Genomic DNA, 17,858 nt, shown 5'->3' on the forward strand with positions numbered 1-17,858 from the left:
GTTCATCTTGGCATAATCCGCCCCTCGTAAATTTCACCCATAGCCCTCTGCACTCCGAGGGCTTTTTAATCCAGTAACTCGTAAACCAATCCATGCTTCCTTCAATCGAACAACGCCTTGCCGCCGAGATCGCGGCCAAACCTGCTCAAATCGCTACTGCCATTGCCTTGCTGGACGAGGGGGCGACCGTTCCCTTTATCTCGCGCTATCGCAAAGAGGCGACGGGCGGCCTGGACGATACGCAGCTGCGTTTGCTGGAAGACCGGCTGCGTTATCTGCGCGAGCTGGAAGAGCGGCGCGCGGCCATCATTGCCTCGATCACCGAGCAGTGCAAGATGACGCCGGAGTTGTTGAAGGCGGTTTCGCTGGCCACGGACAAGACGCATCTGGAAGATTTGTATCTGCCGTACAAGCCGAAGCGCCGTACCAAGGCGCAGATCGCGCTGGAGGCGGGGCTGGAGCCGTTGGCGGATGCGTTGCTCGCGAACACGACGCTGAATCCGGAAGAGGAGGCGGCCAAGTATCTGCGCGATCCGTTCACCAGCGAGGCGGGCGATGCCAACCCCGGCGTGGCAGATACCAAGGCGGCGCTGGATGGCGCGCGGCAGATACTGATGGAGCGCTTTGCCGAGGATGCAGTTTTGCTGCAATCGCTGCGCGAATACGTGCAGGAGCACGGCGTGGTGCAGTCCAAGGTGCTCGAAGGCAAGAACGACGCGGCGGAAAAGTATGCCGACTATTTCGATTATTCCGAATCCATCAACACCATTCCTTCGCACCGCGCGCTGGCGGTGTTGCGCGGTCGCCGCGAAGAGATGCTGGATGTGCAGCTGCGCCTGGATAGCGAAGAAGAGAAGCCGACCTGGGCTTCGCCGCACAACCCGTGCGAGATGCGCATTGCCAGCCGTTTCAACATCAAGGACATGAACCGACCGGCCGACCGCTGGCTGATGGATACCGCGCGCTGGACCTGGCGCGTGAAGAGCTTCATGCATCTGGAATCGGAACTGATGGGCGCGCTGCGCACCAAGGCCGAGACCGAGGCCATCAACGTGTTCGCGCGCAACCTGAAAGCGCTGCTGCTGGCCGCACCCGCCGGGCCGCGCGTGACCATGGGGCTGGACCCCGGCATCCGCACCGGCGTGAAAGTGGCGGTGGTGGACGAGACCGGCAAGGTGGTGGATACCGCCACCATCTATCCGCACCAGCCGCGGAATGATTGGGATGGGTCGCTGCACACGCTGTCGCAGTTGGCGAAGAAGCATAGGGTGACGTTGATTGCGATTGGGAATGGGACGGCTTCGCGGGAGACGGATAAGTTGGCGCATGAGCTGATCAAGATGTGCGGGAGCGCCGACGCTTCATCAGGCCGTCATTCCGGCGAAGGCCGGAATCCAGCAATCAAGACGGGCTGCGAAGCAGACAACACCAAAGACGTTGTCCCCCTTGCAGGGGGAGCTGTTAATCAACTGGATTCCGGCCTTCGCCGGAATGACGGGCTTCCTGAATCCGGTTTGAAGATGACCAGCATCGTTGTTTCTGAAGCTGGGGCGTCGGTATATTCCGCCTCCGAATTCGCCTCCAAGGAATTGCCGGAACTGGATGTCAGCTTGCGCGGGGCAGTGTCCATCGCGCGCCGCCTGCAGGACCCGCTGGCCGAGCTGGTGAAGATCGATCCCAAGTCGATTGGTGTTGGCCAATACCAGCACGACGTGAGCCAGTTCCAGTTGGCGCGTTCGCTGGATGCGGTGGTGGAAGATTGCGTCAACGCCGTGGGTGTGGACGTGAACACGGCGTCGGTGCCTTTGCTGGCGCGCGTTTCCGGCTTGAGTAGCAGCGTGGCGCAGGCCATCGTGAACCAGCGCGACCTGAAAGGCCGCTTCAGCAGCCGTGCCGAACTGCGCGAAGTGCCTCGTCTGGGCGACAAGACCTTCGAGCAGGCGGCTGGCTTTTTGCGCATCATGGGCGGCAACGATCCGCTTGATACCTCCTCCGTTCACCCCGAATCGTATCCGCTGGTGCAGCGCATCCTGGCCGACATCAAGCAGGACATCAAAGCCGTGATCGGCAACAGCAACCTGCTGAAGTCGCTCAGTCCTTCCAAATATCAGGACGAGAAGTTCGGCATCCCCACCATCAGCGACATCCTCAAGGAACTCGAAAAACCCGGCCGCGACCCGCGCCCCGAATTCGTCGCTGCAGTTTTCAAGGAAGGCGTGGAAGCATTGTCCGATTTGAAGCCGGACATGATCCTGGAAGGCGTGGTTACCAACGTGGCCGCGTTCGGCGCGTTCGTGGATATCGGCGTGCATCAGGATGGGCTGGTGCATATCTCGGCGCTGTCGAATAACTTCGTCAAGGATCCGCACACCGTGGTCAAGGCCGGGCAGATCGTGAAGGTGAAAGTGCTGGAAGTGGACGAGAAACGCAAGCGGATTGCGCTGACGATGCGGTTGACGGACGCGGCGGCTCAGGCGGGCGGCAACAAGCCTGAAGCATCGGGACAACGCGAGCCGCGAGACAATCGCGGGCAGGGTAAACCTTCTGGCAAGCCTGCCAACCGTGCTCCGGCGCAAGCCCCGATGGGCGGAGCGATGGCGGCGGCGTTTGCGAAACTGAAGGGTTAATAAAAAACATCCGTTCGTGGTGAGCTTGTCGAACCATGAATGGATAGCAGTCAGGGTGAATGTCCATCGGTCTGAGCGCCGTTCAACCCTTCGACAGGCTCAGGGCGAACGGAGAGATGTTGTGGTTAGGCTGCGGGATGAAAACGACCATGGTCTGAGCGCCGTTCCTTCCTTCGACCGGCTCAGGACGAACGGGATTGGGGGCTTAGGTATTTGTGAAATGGACAGTCCAATAATCAGTGAGTTAACCAACTTTCTTGCCAAACTTCTGGTACTGAATTCAACCCATTCGAGTTCCCTGAATAAACAAAATAAATGAATAGACAGGAAATTTAGTCAGGCATACGATGTTGGTACGTTTCACCATTTAATCTATTCGCCGCTGCCTCTCCGAGGATCTTGTAGTCAGCAACGTGCGGAGTTTTTGCAAAGGCAGCATCAATATGCAATTCAATCTACTTCATCTGCAATGGTGGGGGTACGTCCTGTTCACCTTGGCCTTCACCCACATCACCATCGCCGCAGTCACGATCTTTCTGCACAGGCACCAGTCGCATCATTCGCTGGAATTGCACCCGATCACCAGTCATTTCTTCCGGTTCTGGCTATGGCTCACGACCGGTATTGTCACCAAGGAATGGGTGGCAATCCACCGCAAGCATCACGTCAAGGTGGAAACGCCGGAAGACCCGCACAGCCCCCAAATCTATGGCATCCGTAGCGTGTTGTTTGGCGGTTATGAGTTGTATCGCAAGGAAGCCGTGAATTGCGCCACCCTGGAAACCTACGGGAACGGCACACCGGATGACTGGATCGAGCGCAATCTCTACACGAAGCGCCCCAGCTTGGGCATAACGATCATGCTGTTCTTGGATGTCATCCTGTTCGGCCCGATCGGCATCACGATCTGGGCGGTTCAGATGCTGTGGATTCCGTTCTTTGCAGCCGGTGTCATCAACGGCGTCGGGCATTTCTGGGGTTATCGCAGCTTTGTGACGAACGATACTTCGCGCAATATTGTCGGTTGGGGACTGCTGGTCGGCGGCGAGGAGTTGCATAACAACCACCACGCCTACAGCGCATCGGCCAAGCTTTCCGTCAGATGGTGGGAGTTCGACATCGGCTGGATGTATATCCGCATCCTCTCGATGCTCGGTCTGGCCAGGGTGAGAAAGGTCGCTCCCAAGGTGCGCACGAATCCGGCCAAGGTTCAATGCGATACGGAAACATTGCAATCCATCGTTTATCACCAATACGAAGTGATGGGCAGGTTTGCAAGATCGTTGCGGGAAACGGCGAATAACGAGATTCACAGGTTGCAGCGTGCCCGCGCGATCCACGCAAAGAACGCCAGGGGAATGCGCAGTGCGATCAAGCTATGGCTGAAAGTAGACGAAAATTATCTGCCCGAAAAACAGCGTTTGGTGCTGAAGCAGGCGGTCCAGTCCAGCGCTGTATTTCAAACCATCTATTCGATGCGCCAGGAATTGGCCTTGTTGGCAAACAGGTCCAATGAGTCGAAGGAGCTGTTGGCGCAGAAACTGGAAAACTGGTGTCGCCGCGCGGAAGAAAGCGGCATCAATGCCCTGCGGGAATTCTCCCAGCAACTCCGTTGCTATAGTCACTGAAAGATGGAGCGGTAGAGGCGGCATCCTTCGAAAAGAGAAGCGATGCCGTTTCAAGTCAGTCGGCTAATAGTCATCCTGCGTCAGGAATTTGTCACCTACCCGGGATTACTTGCAAAAAATAGCGGAATTCCCTCTGCTGGCAATAGGTTGTTACAACCACCAATCGATGGCATGGTCATTGCTATTAATCTTTAAGTCAATTAAATTTGCGGGGAAATGACGCCGAAAATTCTGCCAAGTGAGAGGTCCCGGCACGAAGACGGCGTTATCCGAAAGCTGCAAGGCATACTTAACGGGTTAATGATCGATGTCACAGATGCGTGTTCTGGTTACAGGTGGTGCAGGCTTTATCGGCTCGCATAGTGTTGAAGCGTTATTGGCTGACGGGGCGCAGGTCAGCGTGCTGGATAATTTTACTTCCGGCAAACGAACGAATCTGCCGCAACATCCCAATCTGAAAGTGATCAACGGCGATATCCGCGACACGTCGGCGGTCGACCTGGCGCTCGTCGGCATCAGCCATGTACTGCATCTGGCGGCGCAGGTTTCGGTGCCTGCTTCCGTGACCGATCCGCTCGGCTCAAGCCAGCACAATATCAGTGGCTTCCTTAAAGTGCTCGACGGGGCGCGTCGCGCCAAGGTGAGCCGGTTCGTCTATGCTTCCAGCGCGGCGGTGTACGGCGCTCCCGAACATCTGCCGCTGGATGAAACATCCCCGGTTGCACCGCTGTCTCCCTACGGACTGGAGAAGAGCATCAACGACCAGTATGCGGCGCTGTATCACACGCTGTACTCGCTTTCTTCCCTCGGGTTACGCTATTTCAATGTGTACGGGCCGCGCCAGGATCCTTCCTCCGCCTATGCCGGCGTGATCAGCCGGTTTGCTTCCGCGATGACCAAAGGTGACCCGCTGCGCGTGTACGGCGACGGCGGGCAGACGCGGGATTTCATCTTCGTGAAGGATGTTGCGCGCCTCAACGTGAATGCGCTGAAAAGTACCGCCACGGGCGTAAGCAATATCGCCACCGGGCACAGCGTGACATTGCTGGAATTGATCGACGCGCTGGCGAAATGCGCGGCGCGCACGCCCGTCATTGAGCATGCGCCGCCTGCGATGGGCGATATCCGCCATTCCAGCGCATCGCCGCGCAAGATGCTCGAACTGCTTGATCCTCCCGCCATGACCCCGTTGGCTGAGGGACTTAAGCAACTCCTCGAATACTCAGCGTGAGCCGTTTGAGTTTGATCTTTGCGCGGTGCCGGTTGGGAATTTTCCATGTGCTGATGCTGACGTCCTCCCTGGCGTTCGCTTCCCAGCCGAACGTCGCCATGTTCTACGGGGACAACCCGCCGTGGGACGAGTTGCACGCCTTCGATGTGGTGGTGGTGGAGCCGCTGCATGTGCCCGATCCGAAGCCGTACGCCAATGACAAGACGGCCTTGTTCGCCTATGTCTCCCTGGGGGAAGCGTCTCCGGACCGTAGCTATCTGAAGGATATTCCGGATGCCTGGAAGCTGGGGCAGGACGCCGAGTGGGGCAGTGTGGTGCTCGACCAGTCGCGCCCGGAGTGGCCCGCGTTCTTCCTCGAGCACGCCATCAAGCCTTTGTGGGATGCGGGTTATCGCGGATTTTTCCTGGATACGCTCGATTCCTACCAGCGTTTTGCCAAAACGGATGCCGCCAGGACAAAGCAGGAAGCTGGCATGGTTGCGGTTATCAGCGAGCTGAAAAAGCGTTACCCGCAGGCCCGGCTGATTTTCAATCGCGGGTTCGAGATCCTGCCGCAGGTTCACCAGGACGTGTTTGCGGTGGCCGTCGAGTCGCTGTTCCAGCAATGGAACCAGACGCAGCAAAAATACGGAACCGTGCTTGCCGCCGACCGGGAATGGTTGCTGGGGCAACTGAAGCGCGTCACACAGGAATACAGGCTGCCCGTCATCTCCATCGACTATGTACCGCCAGGAAAGCGATATCTCGCACGCGAGACGGCGGCAAAGATCAGCGACCTGGGATTCATTCCCTGGGTGACGAATCCGGAACTGAACATGCTGGGCGTCGGCAAGATCGAGGTCATGCCGCGCAAGATCCTGATGGTTCACGACAATGCGAACACCGAGTATGACCTGATCAATACCAGCGGATTGAATTACGGCACCATGCCGCTCAACTATCTGGGATACAGCGTCGAATACCTGGACGGCCGCGGCGCGCTTCCTGTCGAACTGCTGGCGGGGCGCTACGCCGGCATCGTGGTGTGGCTGGACAATGCGATAGGCAAACAGGGCAGCGTTCTGGCTGCCTGGCTGAAGAAGCAGATCGATGCCGACGTGCCGGTTGTCCTTTTGGGCGAGTGCGAATTCCTGTTTGACAACGTCGATGTCGGACAGCTCGGCGTGCAGTTCACGTCGGCGACCACTGAACGCACGCGCCTGCATGTCGTACAGCAAGATCCCCTGGTCGGTTTTGAAACACAGCCTATCCTGGATCGCGCGGCCTTCTTTCCGCTGCATGTCCAGACCGGGAAGTCCCTGTTGAGGCTGGCGAACGATCGCGGCGAAACCCAGGACGCAGTCGCGCTGACCCCGTGGGGCGGCTATGCCCTGAACCCGTATGTCATCATCGAGCTGACCAGCATCAGCAACAACACCGGCCCGAAAGACACCAGCAACAACCAGCGCTGGGTGATCAATCCGATCGAGTTCCTGAAGCGCGCGCTCAAGCTGCCGGAAATGCCCGTGCCGAACGTGACGACCGAGAGCGGCAGGCGGATGCTGATGGTGCACATGGACGGCGACGGCTTTGTAAGCAAGGGCGAGTTCCCCGGCTCTCCCTATTCGGGCGAAGTGCTGCTCCGGGAGATACTGAAGAAATATCCCTTGCCCTCGACCATCTCGGTCATTCAGGGGGAGGTCGCGCCGGACGGCCTTTATCCGGCCCAGTCGGCCGCCCTGGAAAAGGTCGCGCGCGCGATCTTCGCGCTGCCGCAGGTGGAAATAGGCAGCCATTCCTACTCGCATCCTTTCCAGTGGCGAAAGGCCGCAAGCAATCCGGAAGACGAGGACTATCACCTCAATATGCCGAATTACACCTTCGACCTGCAGAAGGAAATTCCGGGCTCGATCTCCTATATCGAATCCCGGCTGGCCCCGCCCGGCAAGAAGGTGATGACGTTTCTCTGGACCGGCGACTGCAACGTGGGTACGGATGCGCTTGAACTCGCAAATCGGATCGGCATCCTGAGCATGAACGGCGGCGAAACGACGATCACCCGCAGTTTCCCAACGTTGTCCCTGGTGGGGCCGCTGGGAGTTGCGAAAGGCAAATACTTCCAGGTGTATGCGCCGAACCAGAACGAGAACGTCTATACCAACAACTGGCTGGGGCCGTTCTATGGTTTCGAGCGGGTCATCGAGACCTTCGAGTTGACCGATGCACCGTATCGGCTGAAGCCGATCGATATCTATTTCCACTCCTATTCGGCCAGCAAGCCGGCATCGCTGCGCGCACTCGACAGGGTCTTCAAGTGGGCCATGGCGCAGGAGACCACGCCGGTCCATGTCTCCGACTACATCCGCAAGGTGCTGGATTTCAACAGCATGGTGGTGGCACACACCCGCGACGGCTGGCTGGTGCGAGGCACAGGGGACGTGCACGAACTGCGTGCGCCACTTGCACTCGGGCAGCCGTTGCTTGACGGCAATTCCGGAGTGGCCGGCTTCAATCGATTTCAGGACGGCCAGTACCTGCATCTCGCCGGCAGCGAAGCATATGTCCGTTTCGGCAAATCTGCAGCGCCCCCGCTGCCTTATCTGGTGTCCGCCAATGCACGCGTCACGCGCCTGACGTCGACCGCCGCTGCGGACGGCAAGATAATGGTGCTGGCACTCGACGGACAGGTTCCCCTGAAGTTCGACCTGGCACTGGGCACGCGGTGCACGGTGCGTGCCGACGGCCTGGCGATCAAGGCGGATTCCAGGGGCAACGGCGTCAGCCATTTTTCCATGCAGAACCATGCAATCGACGAGCTACGAATTTACTGCCCGCGGTAAGCTCGGCATCGAGCGGCCGCGCCTGATGTCCAACTGGGCATTGGCCGGTTTCGCCGTGGTCGTGCTGATCCCGCTGGTGATGATCTTTCCGAAGCAGGACTTGTTGCGGCAGGCTGCGCAGCAGCGGCTGGGCGACCCATTGACGGTCGAATACCTCACCAACCTGCTGAAGGCCGATCCGCACAATCTGGAACTGCGCATCCTGCTTGCTGAGCACAGGATATTTCTCGGCGACACTGATGGAATTGCCAAACTCATCGAACCGGCATTGAAAAGTGACTTTCCCGTCTGGCAGTCGAAAGGCCTGCTGATCCAGTACAAATACCTGACCATGCTATATCTGCAGAGCCCGAAGGACTCTCCGCAGCGGGCGGAACTGGCGCAACGACGCACCGCGGCATTCATGAAACTGCTCGGGCGGGACTGGCCGGTTCCGACGCTGGCCTACCTTGCCGGACAAGCCGACCAATTGCACGAGAACGGCATCGCTGCGCTGCTTTACCGCAACCTTGCGGATGCTTCCGCGACGATGCCGGCAGACTGGTTTGCGGAGACTGCAGCGCGCTCGCGCGGCGATGGAGACTTTGAGCTTGCGGCCCATTTGTATTTCATTGCGCGCCACAAGGAGAGTTCGCTGGCGAAACAGCGCAGGTTCCTGATGTCCGGCATACGTGCACTGATGGCCGGAGGCCTGTACAGCCAGGCGATGCAGGCAATCGACCAGCACCTCGGCAACCTCGAGGACGATACCGAGACGCTCTATTTTCTGGTCCAGACTGCACGCGCCGCCAACGATCAGCCGCGGGCCGTCCATTATGCCAAGAAGCTGTTGCACCTCTCCTGGCTGGAGCCAGTCCTGGCCTGGCTGCAGAAGATCGATCTGGGCTTGATCGGGATAGCGAACGCGAATGCGGATGATTCTGTGCAACCGCAGGACGGCATCGACGGTATCCGCCCTTACAACCAGAGGAATTATCAGCTCGCTTACGATGTTTTTGTGGGTAACAACAATCTGGCCGAGGCGTTTCGAGTGGCTGCGGCTGCCGTGCGCCAGGTGCCCAAGGACAGGGTATGGCACAAACGTTTGGCGCAGGTGGCGGAATGGACCAACAAGCCGGACATCGCGCTGCGCGAATGGAAATGGTTGCTGCATCACGACGACAGCCGGGAAGCGTTGCTGGCCGTATTGAGGCTGGCGCCCGGCCAGAACGATTACGACGCACTGCTGGACGCCTGGAAGCTCATGGCCACGAGGCAGCAGCCGGATGCCGCGCAGTGGCATTACATCGCCGATATGTTCGAGCAGACCGGACGGCAACAGGAAGGCATCAAGTATTTCGAAGCGCGTTATGCCGTCGATCATCTTCCGCTGCAACTTGAGATCGCCGCGCGCCTGGCGGAACGGAGCGGGGATGACGAGCGTGCCGGTGTCCTGTATGCGCGCCTGCTCAAGATCCAGGGCTCACATTCCGAGTGGGCGATGAAAGTCGCCAACCTGTACCTGAGGAAAGGCGAATACCGGAAGGCCTATGAGCTGCTGCAGCAGAACCATGCCAATGTCGATGAAAAGGATTATTCCTACTGGAAACTGCTGGCCGATCTTGCCTGGCAGTTGCAGCAGGACAGCGATGCCACGCAAGATTATCGTCGTCTCGCATCGGCCGGAAAGCTCGCAAGGGACGACATCAGCCGCCTGATCTATCTGCTCGGCGATACCCGGCAGGAAGAGCAGGCGGCCCTGGCGGAACTGGGTTACCAGCGGTTCGGCGACCGCGACCTGTTGTTGCGGGCACTGGAAATCTACGCCGCACGGGGCGATCTGGTGGCGCAAAAGCGGCTGTTTGCGCTGGTTGCGGCCGACCCCAAAGTCGATCTCTCCGGCAACTCGCGTTTTTATGTGCTGCGAGCGCAGTTCTTCCAGGCGACGGGAGCCTTCCAGGATGCGCGCGCGGATTTTCGCCACGCTGCCGCGATCGCGCCTAACGATGCCAATACCACCAACGCCGTTCTCTGGTTCTTTATCGACTCGCACGACCGGCCCGCCCTGCGCGAGATGGTGGTGCAAGTCGAAGCGCACGGAGGCCGGCAGAATCCGGCCTATTGGGGAGCGCTGGCCGCCGCATACCAGGTGCTCGACCAGCCGTCGCGCGCGGTGGCCTACTACGGCCGCCAGTTCAGGCAGGGCGGGCAGGATTTCCTCTGGCTCGTGAATTTTGCCGATGCGCTCGAGCAGGACCGGCAAACCGGCATGGCCGATCGCGTGCGCAGGCAGGCATGGTTGCAGTTGCGCGCCGCCTTGTCCGCAAAGCCGGTGAAACTTCCATTCTCGAATGACATGCTGGCGGCGGCACGCTTGTCGATGCTGAATCATCCCGGCGATCCCGATTTCGCTCTGGTGCGTTCGGTATTGCGCCAGGACAGGTTGCTTGATCGCGATGTCGTGACGGATCGCAAAGCCGACGAGATGACGCTGGAATGGGCAAACTCGCTGAACAAGCACGATGCAGCCGCGGACCGCATGACCGACGAACTGGTGCTGGGATGGGCGATATCGAAGGAACAGTCCGCAAACGCCAAGGCCTGGTTGTGGCAGCGCTACGGCCAGGCGCTCAGCCGACCGTTATGGGCCGACGTTTCCGTTGCCGCGGCGGAAAACGATGCCGGGCGCCTTGCCGGCTTTCTTGCGGAACAGCCTGACGGCATGCCGATGCTGGTCCGCCACGATGCGGCGATCGCGACAGAACAGATCCGCTATGCGCAATCCATCGTCTTCCGGGGACTGGAGGACGATCCGGGCAATGACGATGCCTATCAGCACCTGGTTGAAGACGTGCTGCCTGCCGCGAGTTTTATCGACATGGAATTGCAGGACAATCAGTTTGGCGGCTTGCATCGCTACGTTCAGAGCAGCCGGTTCGAGACTGCCATCGCCCAGGGCACGCGTTTTGCAGTCGAATACCAGAAGATGCGCGAGTCGAACGATCCCGACTCGGTCATGCCCAATGATCCGCACAATGAAAAGGTCACCGGCATTGCGCTGAGCAACCACGGTGCCTTTGGCGATACCGAGATCGCAGTGCGGCGCAGGAACGAATACGCGAACATCACCGAATCGCAAGTGAAGCATGAAATGACCGTTCTGCCGCGCCTCCATCTGCAGCTCGGCCTGGAGGTCAACGCTACTGCCGACGAGTCCAACGATCTGATGGTCTTCGGCATGCGCGACCAGGTCAGCACCGGTCTGCTTTATGATTTCAGCAAGCGCGATTATTTCAACGTCGAGCCGGGCTGGGCGCGTTACTACAGCCAGACCGGGGATTTTCTCGGGAGCGGCAACCATCTCTCCATGGAGCTCGGCCACCAAATCCGTACCGAATACCCGAACTGGAAGGTGAGGGTGATCGGCATTCATACCAACTTCAACCCGGTTCCCAATGCCATGCTTCCGTTGCCGGACAACATGAATATCTACGGGGTGTGCTTCGGCACCGGCGAACTCAACCGGCGTGTCTATACCTACGCATGGCGTTCCTATGTGGACGGCTGTGCGACCAATAATGACCTGAGCGGGCAGGGCTATAATGCAATGCTTGGTCTGGCAGGTTCGGTTGCCGGTCGCGACCAGCTCTCCCTGACCCTCAGCCAGGTACGCGGTGGCGCAAATCTCGTCAATGGCTTGATACGTGAATTCAAATTGAACTACCGGTATTTTATCGACTGATTATTATTACTATTGGAAACTCACCCAGGGGGAAATGAAATGAAAGCTATAAAACTTGGCATCCTGCTCATGGCGTTCATGCTCGCATCCTGCGCGGTCATGGATCAGAACCACAACTCCAAACCGCTGGAACGCGATGCGAAATGGGCATTGCTGCCTGTCGCCAATCATACTGATGTGCCGCAGGCGGGCTTGCGCGCGGAAGCGCTGATCGAAGTGCTGTTGCGTGCCCGCGGTATCGCCAATCTGCGGAGCTACCCGCCGGCGTTGAACCAGGACAGCCTGTTCGAACCCGCCGAGCGCAAGGTGGTGATCGATGCGATGAATTGGGCGCGCGAGCAGGGCGTGCGCTATGCGGTGACGGGTGCGGTGGAAGAGTGGCACTATAAAGTGGGAGTCGACGGGGAACCCGCTGTTGGCATGACGCTGCAGATCGTCGACCTCAAGGATGGGGACCGCGTTGTGTGGAGCTCTGCCGGCAGCAAGAGCGGCTGGAGCCGCGATGCATTGAGTGCCGTCGCGCAGGAGTTGATCAGGAAGATGTTATCCGACGCGTCCATAGAGTGATCATCCCGTGGCATTCCGAAACATGCTAGACAAGTTCTTTGCGCATTTCCATACCGCATTGGCCCCCGTGCATCAAAGGCGGGTGATGTGGCTGGAAGTGGTAGTGATCACGCTGGGCGTCATCGCTGCGGGGATTTTCTTCGAGCACGACAATCCGTTCCAGATCAACGGCGAATTCCCGTGGATATGGATTGCCCCGGTATTGATCGCGCTACGCTATGGCGTGCCACCGGGACTGGTTTCATCGCTTATCCTGATCGCCGCATGGAAATTGATGGACCATTTGTCGGAGACCCATGAGAGCTTTCCCGAGCAGTTTTTTCTGGGTGGCCTGATTATGGTGATGCTATGCGGTGAGTTCAGTGCCGCTTGGGGCGCACGCCTGCGTCGGGCGGAAGAAACCAACAATTACCTGGACGAGCGATTGAGCAGAATGACGCTTCGTCATTTGCTGCTCAGGCTCTCGCATGACCGCATGGAGCAGGAAATCCTGACCAAGCCAGTCACGCTACGCGATGCCTTGGGCGGTCTGAGGCAATTGACTTCCGGACAGGTCGATTCGAGCTTGCCCGCATCGCTTCCTTTGCTTCAGTTGTTGACGCAGTATTGCCAGCTGGAATCCGCGGCGATTTTTGTTTTATCCGAAGACGGAGACTATGTGCGGACAAGCCAGATAGGTTCCGCTCCCGGCTTGTCTGCCAGCGATCCGTTGCTGCTTCATGCACTGGAACATCAGTCGCTGTCTCACCTGCTTATCGAGGGTTTGGCCGACCTGGAACTTCCCTCGCCGTTCCTGGTGGTCGCGCCCATTCTGACCAGCGACAAGAAAGTATTGGGCGTGCTGGCAATCGATCGTATGCCTTTTCTTGCGCTGAACGAAGAAAACCTGCAGATGCTTTCGGTTATGCTCGGTTACTATGCGGACTGCGTGAACGAAGCCGAGGGGGCGCGTCAATTCTTCAGGCTCTTTCCCGACGCGCCGCATGACTTTGCCGCAGAATTTTCGAGACTGCTGCACCTGCAACGCTCCAATAACATCATCAGCCATGTCGTCGTGCTGTCCTTCGCCAACGACGAGAAGGGGCGCCAGGCCGTTAACCAGCTGACCCACATTCGGCGAGGCCTGGACATTCCATGGCTAACCCAGGCCGGGGATCGTACGTTGCTGGTCAATCTGATGCCGCTGGCCAATGAATCGGCAGTAGATGGATATTTGCTTCGTATCGAAACCATGCTGAAGGAATACATGGGAGCCGATTATGACCAATGGAGCCTGACACCGATCAGAATCAGTCTGGCCGAAAGCGATCCGATGGTATCCCTGAAACGAATTTTTGATACACGCCATGATTAAATTCCTGCTGGCAACGCTGGGGCTGGTACTGGAAATAACCGCCATCGCCACGATCTCGCTGAAGAACGGCAGTGACGGGATTTTGTTTTTGTGTCTGTTTCAACATGCCTTGGCCAGCCTGTTATTGGCCCTGTCCGGCTGGCATTTTATGCCCGAAAAATTTCGCCATCCGCGCAGACCGGTCACGCTGCTGCTGTTCAACGTTGCATTCTTCATTCCGCTACTGGGCCTGCCCGGGGCATATGCCGCTGCAATGCTTTCCATGTACCGTCGGCACGATCGTGTTTTGCCACCCTTTGCCCATCTGGTTCTGCCGGAGTTCGTTCTGTCTCTCCGCGAGCCGGAAATCAAGTTCAGCCAGGGTGGAATCAAGTCCCGTTTGGCACATACTTCCATCCCTACCCAGCGACGTCTGCAATCGTTGCTGGCGCTGCAGGGAATCCCGGCGCGTGTTTCAAGTCCTTTGTTGCAAGATATGCTGGGCGATGCATCCGACGATATTCGACTGGTTGCTTATGGCTTGCTCGATAGCCGGGAAAAAAAATCACGGCACAGATTCATGCCGAACTTGTCAATTTGAGAAGCGCGGAAAGCAGGGAGCTTCGCCTGGTAGGGCTCAGGCATTTGGCCGAGCTGTACTGGGAAATGATCTATGCCGGACTTGCACAGGGGGATCTGCGTACCCACGCATTGAACCAGGCGCTTTACTACGCGGATGCTGTATTGAATATCGAACAGCAGGACACGGGACTGCTCTTCCTTAAAGGACGCATTCTGCTTGAATCCAAAAGATACGAAGAAGCCCAACTGATATTGGGATTGGCAATATCGCATGGCTTGCCCGAATCACGCGCGATACCGTATATCGTCGAGATTGCGTTTAACCGGCGCGATTATAGTACGGTGCAAAGTCTGCTCTCGCGCCTTTCTATTTCTCAGGTAACACCGATCATGAAAAGCGCAATCAATTTTTGGGTGCACAAATCCGAGCGTCAGGGGTTTATTTCTGCCAAAGAGAATGCCGTATGAATTTTCCGCGCGCTGAACGTGCCGACATCGGACTGCTGCTGGAAGGCACATTTCCTTATGTTTCCGGCGGAGTGTCGAGCTGGGTCAACCAGATCATCCACGGTTTCCCCCAATATACGTTTGCCCTGGTTTTCATCGGCAGCAGGGCTGAAGATTACGGCGATGCAAAGTATGTCCTGCCGGATAACGTCGTTCATCTGGAAACCCATTATCTGCATAATCACCATGCGGTACCGCAAGTGCGCCCGATGCACGGAGATCCGGCGGTCTTCGGGGATATCAAGCATCTGCACGAATGTTTCCGTTTCCCCGAGACCAATCCCGATGGCAGGGAGACCTTCAAGAAACTCATTCCAGAACTTTCAGCCAATGGCGGCGCCAGTCTTGACACCTTTCTGTACAGCCAGACGGCTTGGGAATTCGTCAAGGAAAAATACCAGAAACACTGCACCGATCCTTCGTTCGTCGATTATTTCTGGACGGTGCGCTCGATGCATGCGCCGATCTGGTTGCTGGCCGATATCGCCGAGAATTTCATTCCGGTGCGCGCATATCACTCGGTTTCAACCGGTTATGCCGGATTGCTCGGCGCATTGCTGAAGGAAAAAAACGGATGTCCGCTGGTTCTTTCCGAGCATGGCATTTACACCAAGGAACGCAAGATCGATTTGTTCCAGGCTCAATGGGTCAGGGACAATCGCAATGTTTTTCAGCGCGATCCCACCGAAATCAGTTATTTCCGCCAGTTGTGGATACGGTTTTTTCAGGCGCTCGGTACACGTTGCTACGACAGCGCAGACCATATCGTCGCCCTGTTCGAGGCCAACCGCTTGCGACAAATCGAAGATGGCGCGCCGGCAGAACGTACCCGCAACATTCCAAATGGCGTCAATGTGGCCCGTTTCGCCGCACTGCGCGCTGAGCGCCCGGCTTCGCCACCGCCTATCCTTTGCCTGATCGGCCGCGTCGTGCCGATCAAGGACATCAAGACCTACATCCGTGCGATGCGCACAGTGGTCAACCGGATGCCCGAAGCGCAGGGCTGGATCGCCGGGCCGGAGGATGAAGATCCGGACTATGTGGACGAATGCCGCGATCTGGTCAATGGCCTGGGTCTTGACGGCAGCATCAAATTTCTCGGCTTTCAGCAGATGACTGAACTGTTGCCCAGGATCGGTCTGGTCGTGCTCAGTTCGATCAGCGAAGGATTGCCGCTCGTGCTCCTGGAGGGTTTTGCCGCAGGCGTTCCCGCTGTCACTACGGATGTCGGCTCCTGCCGCCAGCTGATCTACGGATTGGATGAGCAGGATCAGGCGTTCGGTGCTGCCGGACGAATCGTTAACATTGCCGATCCGCAGGCCCTGGCGGAAGCCGCGCTGGAATTGCTGACCGACGAGGCAGCCTGGCACGCGGCGAGCGAGGCTGGCATTCGGCGGGTCGAAGCCTATTACACACAGGAGCAGATGTTTGCCAGCTATCGGGCCATTTATGAAGTGGTGACCACATGGCGGGCATAGGCTTCGAGCTGCGCAAGCTGCTGGAGAAGGACAGCTATTTCGGGCTGTTCCAGGCCTATGCCTATGCCGGCATCATCAGCTCCGGGCCATGGGTGCTGTCTATCGTCGGGATTTTATTTGTCGGCTTTCTGAGTCTGGGCGTGGTGTTCCCGCATTTTTTGATCGTCCAGTTTCAGGTCTCCGTTACCTATTTGATACTCAGTTCATTGATCCTGACCGGCTTTATCCAGCTCGGTTTTACGCGCTTCATCGCGGACAACTTGTTCAGAAAACTGGATAAGGAGGTGCTGCCGAATTTCAATGGCATGCTGCTGGTCGTGACGAGTGTCAGCGGCATTGTCGGGCTACTTGCGATATTCCTGTTCTTTTCCGGCATGAGCGTGCCATACCGCATACTCATGCTTTCCGGTTTTGTCATCCTGTGTGCGATCTGGGTGGCCACGATTTTTCTGTCCGGTATGAAGCAGTACAAGGAGATCGTGGTTCTTTTCGCAATTGGCTACACCGTTACCGTGTTTGGTGCACTACTTTTGCGGTCGCATGGAATGGAAGGTTTGCTGCTCGGTTTTGTCATCGGGCATTTCGTGCTCCTGATCGGCATGGTGACATTGACGCTGCGCACTTTTCCCCTGGTTGATTCATTTATCTCCTTCGATTTCATGCGTCCGGGAGCGATGTACACCAGTCTGGTATGGGCGGGGTTTCTCTACAATCTCGCGGTTTGGGCCGACAAGTTGATGTTCTGGTTCTACCCGGATACCAGCCAGAACATCATCGGGCCGTTGCGGGCCTCGCTGATTTACGATTTTCCGATCTTCCTCGCCTATCTGGCGATCATTCCCGGCATGGCGGTATTTCTGGTGCGGATAGAAACCGATTTTGTGGAGTATTACGAGAAATTCTATGACGCGGTGCGCGAAGGGGGATCGCTCGATCATATCGAAACCATGCGCGACAACATGTTGTTCACGGTACGGCAGGGGCTGTTCGAGATCGTCAAGATACAGGCTATCGCCGTATTGCTGGTTTTTGTGCTCGGCGAAAAACTGCTCAAATGGCTCGGCATCTCCACCCTGTATCTGCCGCTGCTCGATGTGGATGTGGTCGCGGCCGGCCTGCAGGTGGTGCTGCTCGGCATCCTGAATATTTTTTTCTATCTCGACAAGCGCCGCATCGTGGTTTTTCTTTGCGTCCTGTTTCTGTTCGCCAACATTGCCCTGACGTCACTGAGCCTTTATCTCGGTGCCAGCTATTACGGCTACGGTTTCGCACTGTCGCTGCTGATCACTGTGCTGACGGGGATGCAGTTGCTCTCGCGCAAGCTGGATACGCTGGAGTACGAGACGTTCATGTTGCAATGACCCG

Annotated in this window: 11 protein-coding genes; all 11 read left to right on the plus strand. The window is 57.6% G+C overall.

The window, feature by feature from the left end:
• The first annotated feature begins 92 nt into the window (after window positions 1-92).
• The 11 genes from QOY30_RS08540 to pelG all read left to right on the plus strand — a co-directional run bounded on the left by QOY30_RS08540 (window position 93) and on the right by pelG (window position 17,854).
• Window positions 93-2,627: a Tex family protein gene (locus tag QOY30_RS08540; RefSeq protein WP_283744202.1), complete on the plus strand. Its 2,535-nt coding sequence runs from the start codon at window positions 93-95 to the stop codon at window positions 2,625-2,627.
• Window positions 2,628-3,070: 443 nt separating this feature from the next.
• The gene (locus QOY30_RS08545; protein ID WP_283744203.1) at window positions 3,071-4,255 is read left to right on the plus strand and encodes a DesA family fatty acid desaturase; all 1,185 of its coding nucleotides are present in this window, start codon (window positions 3,071-3,073) and stop codon (window positions 4,253-4,255) included.
• Between the two features lie 307 nt (window positions 4,256-4,562).
• Complete coding sequence (locus QOY30_RS08550; RefSeq protein WP_283744204.1) at window positions 4,563-5,486, plus strand: NAD-dependent epimerase/dehydratase family protein; 924 nt, start codon at window positions 4,563-4,565, stop codon at window positions 5,484-5,486.
• 53 nt (window positions 5,487-5,539) lie between these two features.
• Entirely contained in the window at window positions 5,540-8,305 is a 2,766-nt protein-coding gene (locus tag QOY30_RS08555; protein ID WP_283744205.1) for a bifunctional glycoside hydrolase/polysaccharide deacetylase family protein, read from the plus strand.
• Window positions 8,268-12,026, plus strand: coding sequence for a tetratricopeptide repeat protein (locus QOY30_RS08560; protein WP_283744206.1), 3,759 nt, complete (start codon window positions 8,268-8,270; stop codon window positions 12,024-12,026). Before QOY30_RS08555 ends, QOY30_RS08560 begins: the two co-directional genes overlap by 38 nt.
• A 39-nt stretch (window positions 12,027-12,065) precedes the next feature.
• Complete coding sequence (locus QOY30_RS08565; protein WP_283744207.1) at window positions 12,066-12,593, plus strand: penicillin-binding protein activator LpoB; 528 nt, start codon at window positions 12,066-12,068, stop codon at window positions 12,591-12,593.
• Between the two features lie 22 nt (window positions 12,594-12,615).
• Window positions 12,616-13,947: a PelD GGDEF domain-containing protein gene (locus tag QOY30_RS08570; RefSeq protein ID WP_283744208.1), complete on the plus strand. Its 1,332-nt coding sequence runs from the start codon at window positions 12,616-12,618 to the stop codon at window positions 13,945-13,947.
• Window positions 13,940-14,527: a hypothetical protein gene (locus QOY30_RS08575; protein WP_283744209.1), complete on the plus strand. Its 588-nt coding sequence runs from the start codon at window positions 13,940-13,942 to the stop codon at window positions 14,525-14,527. Before QOY30_RS08570 ends, QOY30_RS08575 begins: the two co-directional genes overlap by 8 nt.
• Window positions 14,528-14,571: 44 nt before the next feature.
• Window positions 14,572-14,976 carry a hypothetical protein gene (locus tag QOY30_RS08580; protein WP_283744210.1) on the plus strand — a complete coding sequence of 135 codons (405 nt, stop codon included), beginning with the start codon at window positions 14,572-14,574 and terminating at the stop codon, window positions 14,974-14,976.
• The gene (gene pelF, locus QOY30_RS08585; RefSeq protein WP_283744211.1) at window positions 14,973-16,493 is read left to right on the plus strand and encodes a GT4 family glycosyltransferase PelF; all 1,521 of its coding nucleotides are present in this window, start codon (window positions 14,973-14,975) and stop codon (window positions 16,491-16,493) included. The genes QOY30_RS08580 and pelF overlap by 4 nt, the downstream gene beginning before the upstream one ends.
• Window positions 16,481-17,854, plus strand: coding sequence for an exopolysaccharide Pel transporter PelG (gene pelG, locus QOY30_RS08590; protein ID WP_283744212.1), 1,374 nt, complete (start codon window positions 16,481-16,483; stop codon window positions 17,852-17,854). The genes pelF and pelG overlap by 13 nt, the downstream gene beginning before the upstream one ends.
• Window positions 17,855-17,858 lie beyond the last annotated feature (4 nt).

Source organism: Sideroxydans sp. CL21, assembly GCF_902459525.1.
In the GTDB taxonomy this organism is placed as follows: Bacteria; Pseudomonadota; Gammaproteobacteria; order Burkholderiales; family Gallionellaceae; genus Sideroxyarcus.